Below are 19651 nucleotides of genomic sequence, written 5' to 3'. Positions count from 1 at the left end.
ACCGGGTGATGGGGTGATCGGGTGAAGGGGTGAACGGGTGATGGGGTGAATGGGTGTTGGGGTGAATGGGTGATGGGGTGAATGGGTGATGGGGTGAATGGGTGAAGGGGTGAATGGGTGAGCGGGTGCGGAGTCCTTCGGTTGCGCCGACACTCGAAGGCAATCGCCCAAGCCTGTCATTCTGAGGCCCGGCCGCTCCGGACCTGCCCTTCGCACCGCTGGTCGCAGGGCCGACGAATCTACCCTCCGACTGCTCGAACGCGCCGATGCGGCAGCCCCGCACCATCCCGCGGCCACACTGCCGCCCGACAAAGCCCATGGCGCGCCGCGCCGGACTGTCGCCCGGGTAAGGGGCGCATCCGAGGGCTCCAGCAGCCGACGGCAGATTCCTCGGTCACGCGCCGGGTGCGGTGGTGAGGAGGTGAGGAGGTGATGGAATGAGCAGGCGAAGCCTCCCGAGTTTGCGGGGCTTCACCTGCTCTGCTGGACGGATCGCGAAACACCCGTCCGCGAAGGCGGACATCGCGTCTTCCCAGCCGCGAATTCATTCGCCCCGGCTGGCCGCCGCGCGAATGGCCGCGAATTCATTTCATTCGCCCCGGCTGGCCGGCGCGCGAATGGACACCATCGATGGTGCATCGCGCGGGCCCTCGCCCCGGCTGGCCGGCGCGCGAAGGGACACCGTCGATGGCGCATCGTGCCGGACCGTCCCCCGGCTGGCGGCCGCGCGAATGGACGCCGCTGGTGGCGCATCGCGCGGGACCGTCACTCCGGCTGGCCGGCGCGCGAATGGACGCCGCTGGTGGCGCATCGTCCCGGCTGCCCGGCGGCTTCGGCCCCCACGCGAAGAGCCCCGCCGCGGAGATCCGCGGCGGGGCTCTTCGTCATCGACCGTGAACGCGGGCTACTTCGTCCGCACGATGGTCAGGTACACGGACGAGGGGAGCGGCTGGCCGGCGTTGCGGGTGGTGATGGACGCCTGCCCCGCCGGCAGCACGCCGAAGCGCACGAAGGCGCCGCTGCCGCTCTTCAGGAACACCTCGGTGGTCCCCGGGCCGCCCACGCGGCGCGTGCGCAGCGGGTACGCCGCAAAGAAGGTGCGGTAGCGCCAGCTGGGGTGCTGGAAGCGCGGCTCCAGCCCCGGCACCGCGTCGTCCGCGAACACGCCCACCGTCCAGTCGCGCACCCAGGGACGCGGGTCCATCCCCAGCACGCGCTGCAGGTTGGGCAGCCCCGTGGTGCTGCCGTCCACCAGCGCGCGCCACAGCTCGTTGTCGCTGCCGCCCCGCCGGTCCGCCACGTACCGCATGAACGACCAGCCGGCCCCGCGCGTGGGCAGGTCGTTGGCGTCGGAGTTGTCCTTCTCGTACGGCGACTGGCCCTCGGGGTCTTCCAGGAACTTCTCGAAGCGGCGGATGTTCTGGTCCATGTAGGTGATGTACGCGCTGGTCACGCGCCCGCTCGCCTGGATGTCCGGCAGCCCCAGGTTCTGCCGCGGCCCCCTTCCCGAGGCGCGGTAGAACATCACCTCTTCGGCCACGTGGCTGAGCGCCTCGTTCAGCCACGTGTCCTCGTTCCAGTGGGTGGTTCCCACCTGGTACAGCCGGCGCGACGCGCTGATCAGGTGCTGGTACTCGTGGGCGATGGTGCCCAGCGACGTCTGCAGCACCAGCTCGCGCGAGAACGCGTTGCCGTTCACCTCGCCGTTGGGATCCGGCACCAGCATGTAGAACATCTCGGCGTAGTTGCTTCCCTCGCACCCCGACAGCCCGTCGCGGCTGCGCGTGGGAAACAGGTCGCGGGGATGGAAGAACCCGCCCACGTACGCGCCCGATCCGGCGTCCGTAAGCTCGTTCACCGCGCGGGTGTAGAAGATGACCACCCGCCCGTTGTCGTCCACGTCGCCCGGATCGCCGAAGGCCTGCGTGACCGCGGGGTGCACCAGCGTGTCGAAGCCCGCCGCGAACGAGGCGTACTCGGCCTCCGTCAGCCCGCCGGCCGGGTTGCCCACGTCCGCCAGCACCACCGAGCGCTGGCCCACCGCCGCCACCCGCCCCGTGCGCATCCGCGGCTCCTCGCACGACTCTTCGCTGGAGACGTTCACCTGCACCTGCTGCCCCACCGTGGGCGAGCGCAGGTTCAGCACCTGCGAGGGCCGCCGCGCGTCGCCTTCCCGGGCGGCGCCGCGGGAGGCGATGGCGCGGTACACGTGCGGCGCCAGCTCGCGCTCCGCCCGCAGCCGCAGCCGCTCGTGGAACTCGTCGTTCAGCGGGCGCCCGCGGGCCAGCGACAGCCCCGGCGCCACCGACGGGCTGAGCGGCGCCACCGGCACCACTTCCTGCGCGCCCAACTGCACCTGGGTGAAGTCGGCGTCGATCGCCCCGGAGTGAAAGGGCACCGCCACGTACTCCGACCCGGCCACCCCGCCGCTCAGGCACACGGTGCTGGCCGCGATGCCGCCCAGCGTCACGCTGCCGCCCACCTCCAGCGAGTGCAGCGTTCCCCCGCCCGCGCACGCCGCCGGGGCCGCGGCCACCGTCACGGTCGCCTCGTCCGAGACGCCGCCCAGCTCGGCGCGGATGCTGGCCTGCCCCGCGCCCACTCCCGTCACCACGCCGGTGGTGCTTACGCTGGCCACGGCGGGGTTGCTGGTGGACCACACCACGTCCAGCGAGTCGGTGGGCACCTCACCCGCCTCGTCGCGCAGGGTGAGCTCCATCTCCAGCGTCTCGCCCACCGAAAGGGTGCGCTCGTCGGGCATCACCTGCACCAGCACCACGTCGGCGTCGCCGCCGGCGGGAGACTCGTTGCAGGCGCTCAGCGCCATCAGGGCGGCCGCGGGGATCAGCAGAAGTCGCTTCATGGTGGGTCCGCAGTGCGTGAAAGGCCGTCCCCGGGCGGGCAATGGCCGTTGAGAACGCGCGGGGCGCGCGCCGCGGGACATCCGCCCGCGCACCCCTCTTCCTGAATCCATTCCTCTTCCGGGAACCGCCGTCCGCCGGATCCGCCGCATCGTCCATCCGGTGGGCGTGCCGGCGCCGCGGCACACGACGCGCGGCGGGTCTTCCGCGGGCAGGGCCCGGAGCGCTTCATCCGCCGGACGGCGATGCGGGCCGCGGGTGGAGCCGCACGAAATGTGACTTTGTCCGAGCGGACGCACAAGCGCGGCGACGGGGAAGCCGTCCCGCGCAATGTGCCATCCGGCAGAAAATACGCGTGGGCCGCGGCCGCCGGCGCAGAGCCGACGACCGACGGGCCGCGCGCGTCACCGGGTGCGCACCACCGTCACCCACACCTCTTCCAGCGACCCCTGCACGGCCGTCAGCAGGACGGAGGCGCGCCGGTTGGGCGCCACGCCCGCGCGCAGGAACGACGCGCCGCCGGCCCGCAGGGTAATGCTTTCGGGGCTGCCGCTGGTCAGCGGCCGCACCCGCAGCGGAAGGCCGTTGCTGACGGTCTGGAAGAGCGCGCGGTGGTTCCAGCTGGGCTGGGTGAAGATGGCCGGCACCCCCGCCACCGCGTCGTCCGTGTACACCGACACGGCGAAGTCGCGGTACAGCGGGATCGGGTCCTGGCCCAGCACCTCTTCCAGGTTGTCCAGCCCGGTGCGCTCGTTGTTCACCAGCGCGCGCCACAGCTCCTGGTCGTTTCCGTTGCGGCGGTCGGCCAGGTAGCGCAGGAACGCCCACGCGGCGCCGCGGTCGCCCAGCTCGTCGGCGTCGTTGTACGGCGTGCGCGTTTCCGGGCTCTTCACGTACTCGCCGTAGCGCAGGAAGTTCTGCTGGCCAAACTCGATGAACGCGGCCCGCTCGCGCGAGCCCGCCGCCAGGATCTGGTTCCCCAGGTTCATCCGCGGGCCCGCCTGCGCCCGATGGTAGAACAGCAGCTCCTCGGCGATGTGGCTGAGCCCCTCGTTCAGGTAGACCTCCTCGTTCCAGTTCAGGTCCACCACCCCGGGAACGATGTACAGCCGCCGCGACGCGCTGATCAGGTGCTGCAGCTCGTGCCCCACCACGCCCACGGTGCTGCTGATGACCTCCTGGGTGGAGCGGGCGTTGCCGTTCACCACCCCCGTGGGGTCCGCCGCCAGCATGTAGAACATCTCGGCGTTGTTGCTGGCCGGGCACGCGCCGCCGAAATCCGGGTTGTTCTCGCGGGGAAACAGGTCGCGCCCGTAGAAGTAGCCGCCCACCACGTAGTCCACGTTGGCCGGCGTAAGCTCGTTCACCGCGCGGGTGTAGAAGATGATGACGCGCCCGTTGCCGTCGATGTCGGCCGGCTCGCCGAACGCCGCCGCGTTCACGGGATGCACCAGCGAGTCGTAGGTGGCCGCCACGTTCTGGTAGTCCGCCGCCGTAAGCCCGCCGGCCGGGTTGGCCGTGTCGGCCACCACCACCGCGCGCTGGCTTACCGCCACCACCCGCCCCGTGCGGTAGTCGGTGGACTCGCAGAAGCCGCCCGTGGTGGAGACGTTCAGGCGCATCTCGGTGCCCAGCGGGGGCGCCACCTGCTGCATCTGCATCCGCGCCCCGCCGCGGCGCGCCCTTTCCGCGGCGCGCGCGGCCGGCACCAGCCGGGCCAGCGGCCCGCGGGCACGCTCGTTCAGCCGGATGTGAAAGCCGCCGTCGCGCGCGCCGGCCGACGCGGACGCCAGCCCTCCCGCCACCGGAGACGGCGAAAGCGAAGGGTTGGGCGGGCCGAACACCGTGGTGAGCCCCGCGGCGTTCACCCGCAGCGAGGCCGAGGTGCCGGGGGTAAAGGCCGCGGGGCGGTCGCCGTTGAAGGGGATCACCGTGTACTCCGCCCCCGACGCGCCGCCGTCCAGGCACAGGACCGAGCCGGCCGAGCCCCGGCGCTGCACCGACTCTCCCACGCCCAGGCTGAGGCCCGCCGCGGGCGGGTCGCACTCCGCCGCCGTGCCGAACACGGTGATGCTGGCGGTGTCGGCGCGGTCGCGCGCCGAGGCCACGATGCGCGCGGTACCGGTGCGGAGGGCCTTCACCAGCCCCGTCCCGGTCACCGACGCCACCTGGGGGTCCAGCGACGTCCAGTCGAAGTCCACGCCGGTCACCAGCTCGCTGGCTTCGTCGCGGGCCGAGGCGGAAAGCTGAACGCTGTCGCCGGCGTTCAGGTTGCGCTGGGCCGGGGTCACGACCACACGGTCCACCCGGGGGCCGGAGCCCGAAGGGCTGTCGCACGCGCCCGCGGCCAGGGCCAGCAGGAGGTACGCGGGAAGAAGGCGCTTCATGGGCGTGCGTCCATCGTGCAGGGTGGGCGCCGGCGGCACGGGCCACAGACGGGTCGCGCGCACGCGGGACGGCAGGGAGGGCCGCCACGCGCGCGCGCAGGCTTCAATTGTACGAACGGCCGTTCGAAAAGAAAAGGCACCGGCCGCGCCCCCATCCACGGGGCGCAGACGCCAACTCCTTGTCGTTGAAGCACTTGTACTCGCACGTTTGTCCAAGGTTCCCGGGGTGTGGCTCCCCCGCCGGGCGGGTGCTACATTGCCGCCGCCGCGCCGCCCGCGCCGGGCGGACACGCCTTGATCCACCGACAACGTTCCAGCCGGGGCCGCCATGACCGACCGCCCGATTCGCCACTTTCTGCAGATCCCGGACTTTTCCCGCGACGAGCTGCTGCAGACGCTGCAGCTGGCCGCCCGGATGAAGGCGGGGGAGTACACTGAGAAGCCCCTGGCCGGCAAGACGCTGGCGATGATCTTCACCAAGAGCAGCACCCGCACCCGGGTGAGCTTCGAGGTGGGCGCGTACCAGCTGGGGGGGCACGCGCTCTTCCTTTCGTCGCGCGACATCCAGCTGGGGCGCGGCGAGCCCATCAAGGACACCGCCCGGGTGCTTTCGCGCTACGTGAACGGCATCATGATCCGCACCTTCGACCAGCAGGACCTGGTCGACCTGGCCACCTACGGCTCGGTGCCGGTCATCAACGGCCTTACCGACCTGCTGCACCCCTGCCAGATCATGGCCGACCTGCTGACCGTGCAGGAGAACTTCGGCGCGGACCTGTCGGGGGTGAAGGTGGCGTGGGTGGGGGACGGCAACAACATGGCCAACTCGTGGCTGAACGCGGCGTACATGCTGGGCTTCGAGCTGCGCCTGGCCTACCCCGCCGGCTACGAGCCCGACGCGGCCATCCTGGAGCGCGCCCGCGGCGCCACGAACATCATCACCACGCACGACCCGCGCGAGGCGGTGGAGGGCGCGGACGTGGTGAACACCGACGTGTGGGCGTCGATGGGGCAGGAGGAAGAGTCGGCAAAGCGCGCCGCCGACTTCCAGGGCTACTGCATCACCGAGGAGATGATGGAGACGGGCACCGGCCGCGCCATCTTCCTGCACTGCCTTCCCGCGCACCGCGGCGAGGAGGTGACCGAGGGGGTGCTGGAGGGCGCCCGCTCCCGCGTGTGGGACGAGGCGGAGAACCGCCTGCACGTGCAGAAGGCCATCATGGCGAAGCTGATGGGCGGCGCCTGACCCTCGGCCGACAGACGATTCGAAGCCTCTCCTCGCGGCGCGGGGAGAGGCTTCGTCGTTGTTGGACGGTCTTGCGCGGGATGGTGGGCGGCCCCCACCCCGGCCCTCCCCCGCAAACTGCGCGGGAGGGCGCGCTCGACAGGCTGTCCGGAGCGCGCTCGAATTCTCCCCTCTCCGTGAGGAACGAACGGGGAGGGCCGGGGGAGGGGCACCCCCGTCGGACGCAGTTCGATCCCGTTCGCCGATCCCCGCTCCAGCGGCATCGCCCAACCTCCCCCAGGGGTTTTGGGGGAGGTGGGCGAGGAATGCGAGCCCGGAGGGGGCGCCCGCCGATCGCGACCAACCTTCAGCCGCTCACCCGCACGGCGGCGCGGGCGCGCACGGCAAGCTCCTCGAGCACGCGGCGGGCGGTGGACTGCGACATGTCGACGATGACGGCCTGGCGCCCGCCGGCGGCGGTGTCGACGACCAGGGTGGAAAGGCCCAGGCGCCGCTGGAACGGGTCATCGCGCACGTGCAGCGTCTGCAGCTTGCGGTCGGGGACGATCCAGGTGACGCGGTTCAGCACGCCGCCGCGCGCCATCACGTAGCCGGGCGGCAGCGCCCAGCCGCGGTTCGCATACTGCCAGCGCGCCACCAGCCAGGGCAGCGGCAGCAGCAGCGCCATCCACGGCGCCAGCATTCCACCCGGCTGCACGTGGAACCACCGCGCGGCCCAGAACGGCGCCCACATCAGCAGAAAGATCAAGAGGTAGCGGCGCCGCATCCGCCGCTCGGCCTTGGGGTGCACGCGCTGGAAATCCGCATCGTCCACCTGCGCGTCGCCAAAGATGCCCCGCACCAGCCGCCCCACGTCCTCGCGCCGCGCGATGGGGACGAACGCCTCGGCGCCGCCGCGCTGCCCGGGGCTGCCGCCCGCCGTCTCGATCATCAGCGACGCCAGCCCCAGCCAGCGGCGCAGGAACGTTTCTTCAAGGCGGATGGCCTGCACGCGCCGCAGGGGGACGCTGGCCTCGTGCACGGTCAGCAGGCCGTAGCGCTTGCGCATCTCGCCGCCGTCCACCTGCAGCGTAAAGCCGTGGTAGCGCACCAGCGACCCGGCGATGGAGATCATCCACCCCACCAGCATCAGCCCCGCCACCGCCCCGATCCCCGCCACCACCAGCATCCCCTCCGTCCGCTCCACCACGCGCCGGATCACCGTCTCGAACAGCTCGCCCGGCAGCCCCTCGGTAAACTGCAGCAGGCCCGCCGCCGCGGCCGCGATCACCCCCGCCTCGTTGGCCGTGGCGCCCGCCAGCAGCAGGTCCCAGGTAGAGAGCTTCGCCAGCGGCGGGGCGGCGGGACGTTCGACCGCCGGCTCCGCGCCCACGACGCCGACCGGGGCCGCCGCGGCGCGGGCGCGGCGGCGGGCCAGGAGGTCCGCGCGCAGCGACTGCGCCTCCGCCAGCGCAAGGACGGAGAGCACGGCCTCGGCCTCGCCCCCCGTTCCCGCCGTCTCCACCCGCACCTCGGCCACGCCGGTCACGCGCTGCAGCAGGCTCTGCCGCACCTCCACGTTCTGCACGCGGGCCAGGGGGATGACGCGGTTCTGGCGATTGAGGACGCCGGAGCGCAGCAGAAGCTCGTCGGCGTCCAGCCGCCAGCGATAGAGGGCGTACTTGGCCGCCGCGCCCGCCAGCGCGGGAACGGCCAGCACGGCCAGCACGATGGGGAGCATGCGCGCGATCTGGCCGTCGCCCAGGCCCACGCCGCCGGCCACCGCGGGCCACACCATCGCCCGCGCGATGGCGAAGGCGGCAAACACCAGCGTAAGCGGATGCAGCCGGCGGCCGTCCCGCTCCAGCCGGGCAGCCGCCTCAGACGGCATCGTCGGTCCCGCTGAGCTGCGCCAGCCGGTCGCGTAGCGCCTCGGCCTGGCCCTCCGCCAGCCCGGGGATGCCCACCATCGCCCCCACGCTCCCCGCGGTGTAGACCACCACCGTGGCCAGCCCGAAGGCGCGCTCCAGCGGCCCCTGGCGCGTGTCCACGTGCTGAATGCGCGAGTGCAGCACCACGGCCACGCGCCGCGTCCACCACCCGTGCGTCACCCGCACGTCCACCGGACCCACCTGGTAGCTGAAGTGGCTGTAGGCGGCCGGCGGCACCTCCGTCACCCACACCGCGCCCAGCGCCGCCACGGGCGCCATCAGCCACAGCGGCCACGCCCACAGCAGCCAGGGGATGATCATGCACAGCGTCCAGATCGCCCCCCACAACGCCCCGTGCAGCCGCCACAGGTTGACCACGCGCGGATCCAGCCGCTGCACGGGCGCCTCGTGCGCGGCGTCGGGAACGTGGGCGAGCGTCGGCGGCTCGGATACGGGAGCCGATGGATCGAAAGGAGGAGCCGGCGCCTCAGGAACGGGGTCTGATCGATCGAGACGAGGAGCCGACGCTTCGGATACGGAATCCCGTCGATCAAAACGAGCAGCTGGCGCCTCGGATACGGAATTCGGTTGATCGATACGATCGGTCGGCGCCTCGGAAACAGGTTCTGATCGATAGGTACGATCAGCCGGCGCCTCGGATACGGAGTCCGGTCGATAGAAACGAGCAGCCGGTGCCTCGGCAACGGAATTCGGCCGATCGAGAGGAGCCGACCCTTCGGAGACGGAGTCCGGCCGATCGAGAGGTACTGCCTGCGCTTCGGCGACGAGGTCTGGCGCCTCGCCACGTGGAGTCCGCGCCTCAGGAGCGATGTCGGACGCCTCACGATGGAGGTCCGGCGCATCGCGAAGGGGGGCGTGCGTCCCGGGGGCGTCGTCGGGCGCCTCGCGAGGGGGGGTCAGGTCGGGTTCCGGTCGATCCATCGCGCAGCGAGCAGGTATGCGGGATAGCTGGCGGCCAGCAGCCCGGCGGCGTAGAGGCTGTTGCGCGTGTCGCTGGCCGCCGCGCCGGCCAGGAACGCCAGCGAGCCGGCGATGGCCAGCCCGGTGGTCCACGGATATCCCCACGCACGATAGGGCCGCGGAGTTTCAGGCTCGCGCCGGCGCAGGACGAACACGGAGGCGAACGCCAGCACGTAGTTGGCGACGAAGAAGAACGCCAGCACGGCGATGATGGCGTTGAACGTTCCCGTGGCGATGAACGCCAGCGCCACCGCCGTGCTGGCCACCAGCGCGCCCGTGGGCGTCCCGCCGCGGTTGACGGACGCGCCGGCGCGGGGAAACAGGCCGTCGGCGCTCATGGCGTAAAGGACGCGCGGCGCCATCAGCAGCAGCGCGTTCACCGTGCTCAGCAGCGCGACGATCAGGACCACGCGCACCACCGTGTCGCCCGCCGGCCCCAGCACGGCGCGCGCGGCGGCGGCGGCGGCCAGCGGCTCCCCCGCCAGCGCGGCGATGGGGACCACGTGCAGAAAGGCCAGGTTCAGCAGCAGGTAGATGCCCGTGACCGCCAGCACGCCGCCGATCATCGACCGGGGGATGTCGCGCGCGGGGTCGCGCACCTCGCCGGAAAAGTAGATGACGCCCGTCCACCCGTCGTACGTGTAGATGACCCCCTGCAGCGCCACCACGATCGCCGCCAGCAGCGCCGAGCCCGCCGGGACCGCGGCCGCCGCCGCCGCGGACGGCGGCGAAACGCGCGGAAGCAGGAAGCACGCGCCGACGAGTGCCAGCAGCACCAGCGCCTTGGCCGCGCTGGTGAGCGTCTGCGCCGCGCCGGCCTCGCGGATGCCGCGCCACTGCAGCGCCGCGAACGCCACCGTCACCGCCATCGCCAGCGGCACCGTGCGCCCGGCGAGCCCCGGGACCAGCGCGCCCGCGTACTCCGCCAGCACCACGGCCACGGCGGCGACGGTGCCGCAGGTGGCGGCCCAGTCGTTCCATCCCACCAGGAAGCCGGCGTAGCGTCCCAGCGCGTGGCGCGCAAAGACGTACATCCCGCCCGAGCGCGGCAGCATGGTGCCCAGCTCCGCCAGCGACAGCGCGCCCAGCAGCGCGTACACGCCGCCCCCGATCCACACCGCCAGGTACAGCCCGGTGCCGGGAAGCTGCTGCGCCACCTGCCCCGGCGTGCGCAGGATCCCCGCCCCGATGGTGTTGCCGATGATGACCGCCAGCCCGAACGTGACCCCCAGCACGCGCAGCAGCCCGCGCCGCTGCGCGCTCGGTGCCTGTGAAGCCGGTTCCGCGGCGGGCGTGGCGAGGGACATCAGGGATTTGTGATGGGGAGGATGCGGACGGGCGGAAGGAGAAGGTAGCCCGCTTTCGCCGGAGCGCGCCAGATTCCGGGCTCCATGCGAACCGCGGCATACCAGATTCTCGGCCCGGTTGTGCATTTCTCCCACAGCCCGTCTCATCCTCATGCCAGATCCTGAAAAAGAATGATCGTACAGAGGAACGGAGTCAGACAGAGAGCGAACTGAAACGTCATCGTGGTTCCTCTGTCTGACTCTGTTCCTCTGTACCCATCGAGTTGTTGTTTCCCGGATTCGGCGTCACACGGCAGCGTCTCTGCGTGAGGGCCCGCGGCTGCGAATCCAGCGGCATGGTGCACCGTCCGCCACACGCGGTAGGTTGCCGTCGAAGGCGCCGTTCTGATCCACCGGATTGGGAGCTGATGGGATACCTGTACGTCGCGATCGCCGCCGCGCTGTGGGGGCTGCTGGGGCCGGTGACGCGCCTGGTGCTGCAGGAGGGCGTGGGCGCGGTGGAAGTGGCGTTCTGGCGCGGGCTGCTGGCCGCCGGGATCTTCGGCGTGCACGCCGTGGCCATCGGCCGCGTGCGCATCGAGCGGCGCGACCTGCCCAGCGTGGTGGCGTTCGGCGTGTTCGGCGTGGCGGGGCTGCTGGCGTGCTACTCGCGCGCGGTGGAGGCGGGCGGCGCCGCGCTGGCCTCCATCCTCCTGTACACGGCGCCGGTGTGGGTGGCGCTGCTCTCGGCGCTGTTCCTGGGCGAGCGGCTCACCCGGCGCACCGTGCTGGCGCTGGCCGTGGCCACGCTGGGGGTGGCGGGGATCGCCTTCGCCAGCGGCGGCGGCGCGGTGCGGCTTACGCCCGCGGCGCTGGGGTGGGGGCTGGCGTCGGCGTTCGCGTACGCGCTGTACTACCTGTTCGGCAAGCGCTACTTCGACCGGTATCCCACCGCCACGCTGTTCATCTACGCCCTCCCCGTGGGCGCGCTGGCCATGCTGCCGCTGGTGGACTTTCGCCCCAAGACGCAGACCGCGTGGGCCGCCATCGCCTTCGTGGCCGTGGTGCCCACGTACCTGGCCTACGTCTTCTACAGCGCCGGCCTGCGGCGGGTGGATGCCACCCGCGCCGCCACCGTCGCCACGGTGGAGCCCGTGGTCGCCACGTTCGCCGCGTACCTGATGTGGGACGAGCGCCTGTCCCCCGCCGGCTACGCCTTCGCCGCCGTCGTCCTGGTGGGCGTGCTGATGATGGTCGGCGGCGGCACCCGCCCCGCCCACGACGAGCCGCCGCACGGGTAGGCGCACGGCCTCCGTTGGCGGGTGATGATTGGGATTCCGTTGTATCGCTTGACAAATCTTTCGGGCCTTGTAAATATTCCTCAACACGAGGAGGATATATGCCGATCGATGTCGAACGCCGGACGAGCGGGCATGCGCTGTCGCCCCGTGAGGCCGCTTTCGTGACCGACCTTTCGGAGAAGACCATCAACCAGGCCATCGACCGGGCCGAGGTGGAGACCATTCCTGCCCGGCGGGCCGAGGACCGCGAGCGCATGCTGGCGTTCCCGGATCTGGTGTATCTGCGCCTGCGCAGCCACGTGGGCAGCCTGCTCTCGGCCGAAGGCAAGCGCAGGCTTCGCCATGAGCTGCAGGCGGCGGGCGGCCCCAGGCATCCGGACGTCATAAGCATTGGCCCCATCAACGTACACATTGCCGGCGAGGTCGGGGCGCTCAGGGAAAAGCTGAAGGAGATGGAGCGGCTGTGGTCGTTCGTCACCATGAATCCCGACGTGCGCGCGGGCGAGCCGGTGGTGCGTGGAACGCGGATCTCCGTGCACACGCTTGGGGACCTGGCCGCGCAGGGAGCGCCGGAGGAGGAGCTGCTGGAGGATTATCCCTCGCTTTCCCGGGAAAGCCTGGATGCCGCCCTGGCCTGGGCGCGCATGTACCCCCGCCGTGGCCGGCCGCCCTCTGCTCCGCCGTGGAAGAACGGGGTGGTGATCCGGCGCGGATCGTGATCGGCGGCCGCGGCACTCTGGCCGGCGGGAGGTTCGTCTGATCCGCTTTCTGATCGACGAGAACCTTTCGCCGCGGCTGGTGGATACGGCGGCGTCCTTTGGGTACGCCGCCTTTCACGTCGCGCACCGCGGCTGGTCGTCGCTTCCCGATCCGCAGGTGCTCAGGCACGTGCTGGACGAAGACCTTACCCTCGTCACCAACAACTGGATCGACTTCGAGCCGATGCTGCAGAGGCTGGAACTGCACCCAGGTGCCATCGTCATCCTTCCGAATGTGCGGCGAGAGCGGCAGATGGAGCTTTTCACGGCCGCCCTTGCCTCCATCCACGAGCACGATCCGCCACTCGACATGATCAACACCGTGCTGCAGGTGGATGCCAGCGGGACGGTCATCAGGTACGCGCTCCCGAATCCGTAGCAGCCAATCCGAAAACACGTATCACATTCCGCGTGCACGGGAGTTGCGGATCGGTGCGCACGGCGGGATGACGCGCCGGCCGACGACGGCCGGCGCGCGTTCGTACGGACCGCCCGCCAAAGGCCGGGCACGCGGGTGTGCCCGAACGTGGATCGGAACCGGAGAGGATTCAGTGAAGGCAGCAGTGAAGAAGACGTGGATGGTGCCGGCCGCGGTGGCCGGCGCGCTGGCCCTGTCGGCGGGTGCGGCGGACGCGCAGGTGTTCACGCCCGGCTACCAGTCGCCGACCGTGATGAACGACCTGGGCATCTACCTGAGCGACGGGCCCGGCGACCTGACGCTGGAAGGCATCTATCGCAGCGGTCCGCTGGGGCTGCGCGTGGGCTACGTGGACGCAGCGGAGGGGCTGCTGTCGCTGGGCGGCGAGCTTCGGACGCCGGTCGCGGTGGCGGCACCCATCGACATCGCGTTCACGGCGGGCGCGCAGGGGCTCATCGGCGACGTGGACGCCATCGGCCTGCAGGCGGGCCTGTCCATCGGCGAGCGGTTCGTGAACCCCGGCGTGGCGCTTACGCCGTACGTCCACCCCCGCATCGCGCTCATCGACGCGGGCGGGCAGGAGGACGACTTCGATACGGAGCTTCTGGCGGAGCTGGGGCTGGACGCGGAGTTCTCGTCCAACCTGATCCTGCGCCTGAGCATTGGCCTGAGCGACGAAAGCCCCGACGTGGGCGTGGGCCTGGCCTGGCGCCGGTAGCCCCGGCATCCGGCGAACACGGACGCCCCCGGCCTTCTGCATCGGCCGGGGGCGTCTTCGTTGATGGGCGCGGGCCGGCGCTTCAGCGCGCCGGGTAGCGCACCTGCACGGCGTCCAGGCCGGGCAGCAGTACGGGATGCACCTGCACGTCGAAGTGGCGCGCCTGCACCGCCGGGTCGGCGCGGACGATGGACAGCGCGGCGTCGGGCGTGGCCGCGGGAAGGAGGATGATGCCCAGCACCTCGCCGCCGTCCATCGCGGGCCCGGCGGTGACGTAGGCGCCCTCCTCGATCATCCGGCGGATGTACGACAGGTGCCGCATCATCAGCCCCTGCACCTCCGGCGTCTGCTCCTCGCCGAAGCGCTCGCCACGCACCAGAAAGGCGAGTTGATAGCCGCGCATGTCCCGGGGGATGTCGGGCACCGGGGCGGCGGGCGCCTGCGGCGGCGCGGGCTGCTGGGCATGGAGCGCGGCGGGGGCGCAGAGCAGGGCGGCGGCAAGGGCGATCGTCTTCATCATCATCGTACGGGTCCGGGCCGGGTTTGGGTGGATCAGGGGATCGGGTCGGCTCATCCCGCGGACTGGCGGTACAGGTCCAGCACCAGTGCCCATCCGCCTTCGGAGCCGACGGAGGCGCGAACCGCACCGCCGCCGGGGCCGTGGCGGCCGAAGCCGTGGTGCACCAGGTCTACCCGCGTGGCGCGCTCGCCCTCAGCCGTGAATCGCACGTCGACGATGCTGCCGCGGGCGGGATCGGCATCCACGGTGTAGTCGGCGCGGATCTGCCAGGTGAGCGAAAGACGGCGTGGCGGATCGTACGCCAGCACGCGGCCCCACTCGCACTCCGCGCCGTCCTGGGCCCGCTCGTACCACCGGCCGCCCTCGCGCGGCTCGATGACGGCCGTGTCGAACGGCGCGGCCGTCAGGCTGTGCGTGTGCGGCCACCACGTGCCGATCTGATCGGTGAACAGCGCAAACGCCCGCTCCACCGGCAGCGGCACGGTGACCGACTGGCGAACGGCGTCTTCCATCCCCTGCTCCGTCATCGATCCTCCTCGTGTGCCTGGCGTTCGGCGGCCTGCCGGAACGCGTCCAGTGCGTGGTTCCAGAACCGGTCGAAGTACGCGCGCATCTCCGCGACGCCGTCCGGGCTTACCTGGTACAGCCTGCGGGTGCCCTCCCGCCGATCCGTCACCAGCCCGGCGTCCTTGAGCACCTTCAGGTGCTGCGACACCGCCGGCCGGGTGACGGGCAGACCGCGCGCAAGCTCGCCCACCGCGCGCGGCCCGTGGGCCAGTCGCTCGAAGATCAGCCGGCGCGTGGGGTCGGCGAGGGCGGCGAATCCATCCATTGGGTTAGCCATGACTAACGGTTAGTATATACTTACCAACCATGTCCGTCAATGGCCCTGTCGCGGGATCGCGGCCACAACGTTGCAACGGACGGGGGGTGATTCTACTATGACGAACAGTGTTCGGGCCGTATCCTCCACGGGTTCGGGTGCCCGCGTCGTCATCCGCCCACAGGATTCCGCGCGAGCGGCGGGGCGCCCCCTCCGGGCTCGCATTACTCGCCCACCTCCCCCAAAACTGCTGGGGGAGGTTGGGGAGGCCGAGAGGTTAGTGGATCGACGAAGGAGATCGAACTGGCGTCCGGCAGGTCCCCCCTCCCCGGCCCTCCCCCGCAAACTGCGCGGGGGAGGGTGACGCGACCCACGGGATTTCCGGAGCGCGATCGAATTCTCCCCTCTCCGTGAGGAACGAACGGGGAGGGGCCGGGGGAGGGGGGCCGTGTCCGGCGCAGTGCGATGCCCGACTCCGCGCTTAGAAGCCTCCGCATCCCAACCTCCCCCAGCAGTTTTGGGGGAGGTGCGAGCCTGAGCGAGCGGAGGGGGCCCCCGCGGACGCAGACCAGACTCTCGCCGCGCCACTGAAGTTCTCCCCTCTCCGTGAGGAACGAACGGGGAGGGGCCGGGGGAGGGGCCCCCGCGGACGCAGACCGGACTCCCCGCAGCGCGCCATCAACCTGGAGCAGCACACATGAGCGGCGAATTCGCCGGCAGGGTCGCGGTCGTCACGGGCGGCGGATCGGGGATCGGGCGCGAGGCGGCGTTCGTCCTGGCCCGCCGCGGCGCGCGGGTGATGGTCACCGACCGCGACGAGACCTCGGCTGCAGAAACGGCGGCGGAGATCGTGGCGGCCGGCGGCGAGGCGGCGTCGATGCGCGTGGACGTGTCGGTCGCGGAGGAGCCGCGCGCGATGGTCGAGGCGACGGTCGCGCGCTTCGGGCGGCTGGACTTCGCGGTGAACAGCGCGGGGGTGGGCGGCGTGCGCGCGCGGACGGCGGACTATCCGCGGGACACGTGGGAAACCGTGCTGGCGGTGAACCTGACCGGCGTGTGGCTGTGCATGAAGCACCAGATCCCGGCCATGCTGGCGGGCGGCGGCGGGTCCATCGTCAACGTGGCGTCGGTGGCGGGCGTGCTGGGCTTTCCGCACTACGCCGCCTACTCCGCCAGCAAGCACGGCGTCATCGGCCTCACCCGCTCCGCCGCGCTGGAGTACGCACGCAAGGGGCTGCGCGTGAACGCCGTCTGCCCCGCCTTCACCCGCACGCCCATGGTGGACGCCCTGGTGGGCGGCAGCGCGGAGATGGAGCAGAAGCTGGTCGAGGGCATGCCCGGCGGGCGCCTGGGCACCCCGGCCGAGATCGCGGAGAGCATCGCCTACCTGTGCTCCGACGCGGCGGCGTTCACCAACGGCCACTCGCTGGTGCTGGACGGCGGGCTTTCCATCGGGTGATGGTGGATGGCGCATCGGGGCGAGTATCGACGCATCCGCCTTCAGGAGCGAATGAATTCGCCGCTGGAAAGGCGCGAAGTCCGCCTGCGCGGACTCGGCGGCCCGGGTGTGTGCGGCGCTCCGGGCGGCTGCGCGTCCGCGACCGGGCGTTGTCCGGCCGTGTTTCGTGAAGCATGATCATCATCCTCCCCCTTTCCCCAACTCCCCGCAGCCGATGACGCCGCTCGATACGATCCTGCAGCAGATCCGCGCGTTCGTCCGCGACGAGTTGCATCCGCTGGAGCCCCTGCTGCAGACGGGGCGGCTGGAGGAGCTGGCGCCGGCGCTGGAGCAGACGCGCGCGCGGGTAAAGGAGCTGGGGCTGTGGGCGCCGTTCCTGCCCACGGAGCGCGGCGGGCTGGGGCTGTCGCTGACGGAGTACGCGCGGGTCAGCGAGGCGCTGGGCCGGTCGCCGCTGGGGCACTACAGCTTCAACTGCCAGGCGCCCGACGTGGGCAACATGGAGCTGCTGATGCACCACGGCAGCGCCGGCCAGCAGGCGCGGTGGCTGGGCCCGCTGGCGGCGGGGGAGATCCGCAGCTGCTTTTCGATGACGGAGCCGGAGCACGCGGGCTCGAACCCCATCCACCTGAGCACGACGGCGGTGCGGGATGGCGACGAGTACGTGATCGACGGGCACAAGTGGTTCACCTCGTCGGCGGACGGCGCGGCGTTCGCCATCGTCATGGCGGTGACCAACCCGGATGCAAAGCGGCCGCACGAGCGCGCCAGCCAGATCATCGTCCCCACCGGCACGCCGGGGTTCCGCCTGGTGCGCAACATCCCCATCATGGGCGAGGCGGGCGCGGGCTACTTCAGCCACGGCGAGGTGGTCTACGAGGGGTGCCGCGTCCCGGTGGCGAACCTCATCGGGGCGGAGGGGAGCGGGTTCCGGCTGGCGCAGGAGCGGCTGGGGCCCGGGCGCATTCACCACTGCATGCGGTGGATCGGGATGGCGGAGCGCGCCTTCGACCTGATGTGCCGCCGCGCCGCGGAGCGCGAGCTGGCGCCGGGGGAGCCGCTGGGGAGCAAGCAGACGGTGCAGCACTGGATCGCGGAGAGCCGCGCCGAGATCCACGCCTCGCGGCTGATGGTGCTGGACGCGGCGGAGCGCATCGACCGCGAGGGCGCGGCGGCGGCGCGCGTGGACATCTCGCTGATCAAGTTCTTCGTGGCGGGCGTGCTGCAGCGCGTGCTCGACCGCGCCATCCAGACGCACGGCGCGCTGGGCATCACCGACGACACGCCGCTGGCGTGGATGGCCCGCCACGAGCGCGCCGCACGCATCTACGACGGCCCCGACGAGGTGCACAAGTCCGTCGTCGCCCGCGAGATCCTCAAGGAGTACGGCGTCAGCGTGTCGATGTAGGGGAGTGCGGGAGTGCGTTAGTGCGGGAGTGCGGGAGTGCGGGAGTGCGTTAGTGCGTTAGTGCGTTAGTGCGGGAGTGCGGGAGTGCGGGAGTGCGTTAGTGCGTTAGTGCGGGAGTGAGTCGGCGTGCTCCGGCGGGCGCCCTCTCCCCCGCCAAGCCTTTCGCTCGTTCCTCGCGACGGCTGGCGACCCCTCCCCCAAACTGCGGGGGAGGGGTGGGGGCGCCGGACACAGCTTCCGAAGCGCGATCGAATTCTCCCCTCTCCGTGAGGAACGAACGGGGAGGGGCCGGGGGAGGGGCACCCCGGCGGACGCAGTTCGATGCCTGCCGCCGAACCACGATCGAATCCCCACCCAACGGAAACACGATGAGCAACGACACGATCGCGGTGCGGGAGGGCGAAGGGTTCGACGGCGCGCGCGTGCTGGATTACCTGCGCGCGCACGTCCCCGGCATCCCCGCGGGCGAGCTGGAGGTGCGGCAGTTCCCCACGGGCGCGTCGAACCTGACGTACCTGCTGCGCGTGGGCGCGTGGGAGGCGGTGCTGCGGCGTCCGCCGCTGGGGCCGGTGCCGCCAAAGGCGCACGACATGGAGCGCGAGGGCAGGCTGCTCGACCGCCTGAACGCCGTATATCCGCTGGCGCCCAGGCCGCTGCACATCTGCACGGACGCGGAGGTGATCGGCGCGCCGTTCACGGTGATGGAATACCGCCGCGGCGTGGTGGTGGATGCGCGGCTCCCCGAAGGCGTGGCGGCGACCCCCGAGCGCTGCCGCGCCATCGCGGAGGCGGTGGTGGACACGCTGGTGCGGCTGCACGACGTGGACTATCGCGCGGCGGGGCTGGAGGACCTGGGGCGGCCCGAAGGGTTCATGCAGCGGCAGGTGGAGGGGTGGATCGGACGATACGAAAAGGCGGCGACGGACGAGATCGCCCAGGTGGAGCCGCTGGTCCGCCGCATCCGCGCGGGCGTGCCGGACAACCCCGAGGCGACCGTCATCCACAACGACTTCAAGCTCAACAACCTGCTCTTCGATTCGGCCGGCCTGGGGCGGGTGACGGCGGTGCTGGACTGGGAGATGGCGACGATCGGCGATCCGCTGTTCGACCTGGCCATCTTTCTGAGCTACTGGGTAGACGCGAACGATCCGCCGGCCATGCGCGCGCTGGTGCCCAGCGTCAGCACGCTCCCCGAGTTCCCCAGCCGCGACGAGATGCGTGCGCTCTATGCGCAGAAGAGCGGGCGCGACCTGTCGGGGCTGGACTGGTACCTCACCTTTTCGTACTTCAAGCTCGCCGTCATCCTGCAGCAGATCTACGCCCGCTACGTCCGCGGCCAGACGCGCGACCCGCGCTTCGCCGGCTTCGGCGCCGCCGTACGCACGCTCATCATCCACGCGCACGGGCTGGGGCAAGACCGACAGATCGCAACGGCAGGTGGGGGTACAGAGGAACAGAGATAGACAGAGGACGAGCGTTCCTATGTTCCTCTGTCTATCTCTGTTCCTCTGTACCTAACCATCTTTTTGGTTACTCTCCGCGGCTGCAAAGCACACGGAGTCGCCGCGGCGCGGG

16 protein-coding genes are annotated in these 19651 nt (G+C 71.3%); 8 read left to right on the top strand and 8 right to left on the bottom strand.

The genetic code is table 11. From position 1 onward, the window contains the following. Positions 1-904: 904 nt before the first annotated feature. Both VGC13_RS02780 and VGC13_RS02775 read right to left on the bottom strand, forming a co-directional pair. The gene (locus tag VGC13_RS02780; RefSeq protein ID WP_331123674.1) at positions 905-2863 is read right to left on the bottom strand and encodes an Ig-like domain-containing protein; all 1959 of its coding nucleotides are present in this window, start codon (positions 2861-2863) and stop codon (positions 905-907) included. Between the two features lie 402 nt (positions 2864-3265). After that, positions 3266-5248, bottom strand: coding sequence for an Ig-like domain-containing protein (locus VGC13_RS02775; RefSeq protein WP_331123673.1), 1983 nt, complete (start codon positions 5246-5248; stop codon positions 3266-3268). Positions 5249-5576: 328 nt separating this feature from the next. Here VGC13_RS02775 and argF point away from each other — a divergent pair, with 328 nt between their 5' ends. Next, a complete protein-coding gene (gene argF, locus VGC13_RS02770; protein WP_331123672.1) occupies positions 5577-6494 on the top strand; it encodes an ornithine carbamoyltransferase in 918 nt (305 codons plus the stop codon). A 346-nt stretch (positions 6495-6840) separates the two neighbouring features. On the opposite strand, the gene VGC13_RS02765 is transcribed toward argF, so the two are convergent. The 3 genes from VGC13_RS02765 to VGC13_RS02755 all read right to left on the bottom strand — a co-directional run bounded on the left by VGC13_RS02765 (position 6841) and on the right by VGC13_RS02755 (position 10692). Further along, complete coding sequence (locus VGC13_RS02765) at positions 6841-8364, bottom strand: PH domain-containing protein (RefSeq protein ID WP_331123671.1); 1524 nt, start codon at positions 8362-8364, stop codon at positions 6841-6843. Next, the gene (locus VGC13_RS02760; RefSeq protein WP_331123670.1) at positions 8354-8803 is read right to left on the bottom strand and encodes a PH domain-containing protein; all 450 of its coding nucleotides are present in this window, start codon (positions 8801-8803) and stop codon (positions 8354-8356) included. The genes VGC13_RS02765 and VGC13_RS02760 overlap by 11 nt, the downstream gene beginning before the upstream one ends. A 518-nt stretch (positions 8804-9321) precedes the next feature. Next, positions 9322-10692 carry an APC family permease gene (locus VGC13_RS02755; RefSeq protein ID WP_331123669.1) on the bottom strand — a complete coding sequence of 457 codons (1371 nt, stop codon included), beginning with the start codon at positions 10690-10692 and terminating at the stop codon, positions 9322-9324. Between the two features lie 407 nt (positions 10693-11099). Between VGC13_RS02755 and VGC13_RS02750 the strand changes: the two genes are divergently transcribed. The 4 genes from VGC13_RS02750 to VGC13_RS02735 all read left to right on the top strand — a co-directional run bounded on the left by VGC13_RS02750 (position 11100) and on the right by VGC13_RS02735 (position 13866). After that, positions 11100-11972 (top strand): DMT family transporter, encoded by an 873-nt coding sequence (locus tag VGC13_RS02750; RefSeq protein WP_331123668.1) that lies wholly within the window; start codon positions 11100-11102, stop codon positions 11970-11972. Between the two features lie 161 nt (positions 11973-12133). Next, the gene (locus VGC13_RS02745; RefSeq protein ID WP_331123667.1) at positions 12134-12691 is read left to right on the top strand and encodes a DUF433 domain-containing protein; all 558 of its coding nucleotides are present in this window, start codon (positions 12134-12136) and stop codon (positions 12689-12691) included. Positions 12692-12728: 37 nt separating this feature from the next. Further along, positions 12729-13109, top strand: coding sequence for a DUF5615 family PIN-like protein (locus VGC13_RS02740; RefSeq protein ID WP_331123675.1), 381 nt, complete (start codon positions 12729-12731; stop codon positions 13107-13109). 172 nt (positions 13110-13281) lie between these two features. Continuing rightward, a complete protein-coding gene (locus VGC13_RS02735; protein ID WP_331123666.1) occupies positions 13282-13866 on the top strand; it encodes a hypothetical protein in 585 nt (194 codons plus the stop codon). Positions 13867-13948: 82 nt separating this feature from the next. On the opposite strand, the gene VGC13_RS02730 is transcribed toward VGC13_RS02735, so the two are convergent. From VGC13_RS02730 to VGC13_RS02720, 3 genes are read right to left on the bottom strand one after another with little or no spacing between them, the layout of a single operon-like run. Further along, positions 13949-14389, bottom strand: a complete 441-nt coding sequence (locus tag VGC13_RS02730; protein WP_331123665.1) for a YciI family protein — start codon at positions 14387-14389, stop codon at positions 13949-13951. Positions 14390-14436: 47 nt separating this feature from the next. Continuing rightward, on the bottom strand, positions 14437-14913 hold the full coding sequence (locus VGC13_RS02725; RefSeq protein ID WP_331123664.1) for an SRPBCC family protein: 477 nt from the start codon (positions 14911-14913) through the stop codon (positions 14437-14439). Further along, entirely contained in the window at positions 14910-15230 is a 321-nt protein-coding gene (locus tag VGC13_RS02720) for a metalloregulator ArsR/SmtB family transcription factor (RefSeq protein WP_331123663.1), read from the bottom strand. Before VGC13_RS02720 ends, VGC13_RS02725 begins: the two co-directional genes overlap by 4 nt. Positions 15231-15906: 676 nt before the next feature. Here VGC13_RS02720 and VGC13_RS02715 point away from each other — a divergent pair. The 3 genes from VGC13_RS02715 to VGC13_RS02705 all read left to right on the top strand — a co-directional run bounded on the left by VGC13_RS02715 (position 15907) and on the right by VGC13_RS02705 (position 19539). Next, positions 15907-16668, top strand: coding sequence for a glucose 1-dehydrogenase (locus tag VGC13_RS02715; RefSeq protein ID WP_331123662.1), 762 nt, complete (start codon positions 15907-15909; stop codon positions 16666-16668). 214 nt (positions 16669-16882) lie between these two features. After that, positions 16883-18076, top strand: coding sequence for an acyl-CoA dehydrogenase family protein (locus VGC13_RS02710; protein WP_331123661.1), 1194 nt, complete (start codon positions 16883-16885; stop codon positions 18074-18076). A 368-nt stretch (positions 18077-18444) separates the two neighbouring features. Further along, positions 18445-19539 (top strand): phosphotransferase family protein, encoded by a 1095-nt coding sequence (locus VGC13_RS02705; RefSeq protein ID WP_331123660.1) that lies wholly within the window; start codon positions 18445-18447, stop codon positions 19537-19539. The last annotated feature ends 112 nt before the right edge of the window (positions 19540-19651 follow it).

Source organism: Longimicrobium sp., from assembly GCF_036399255.1.
Classification (GTDB): domain Bacteria; phylum Gemmatimonadota; class Gemmatimonadetes; order Longimicrobiales; family Longimicrobiaceae; genus Longimicrobium.
The sequence above is the reverse complement of the archived record's forward strand: the minus strand, read 5'-3'. Positions and strand labels throughout refer to the sequence as shown.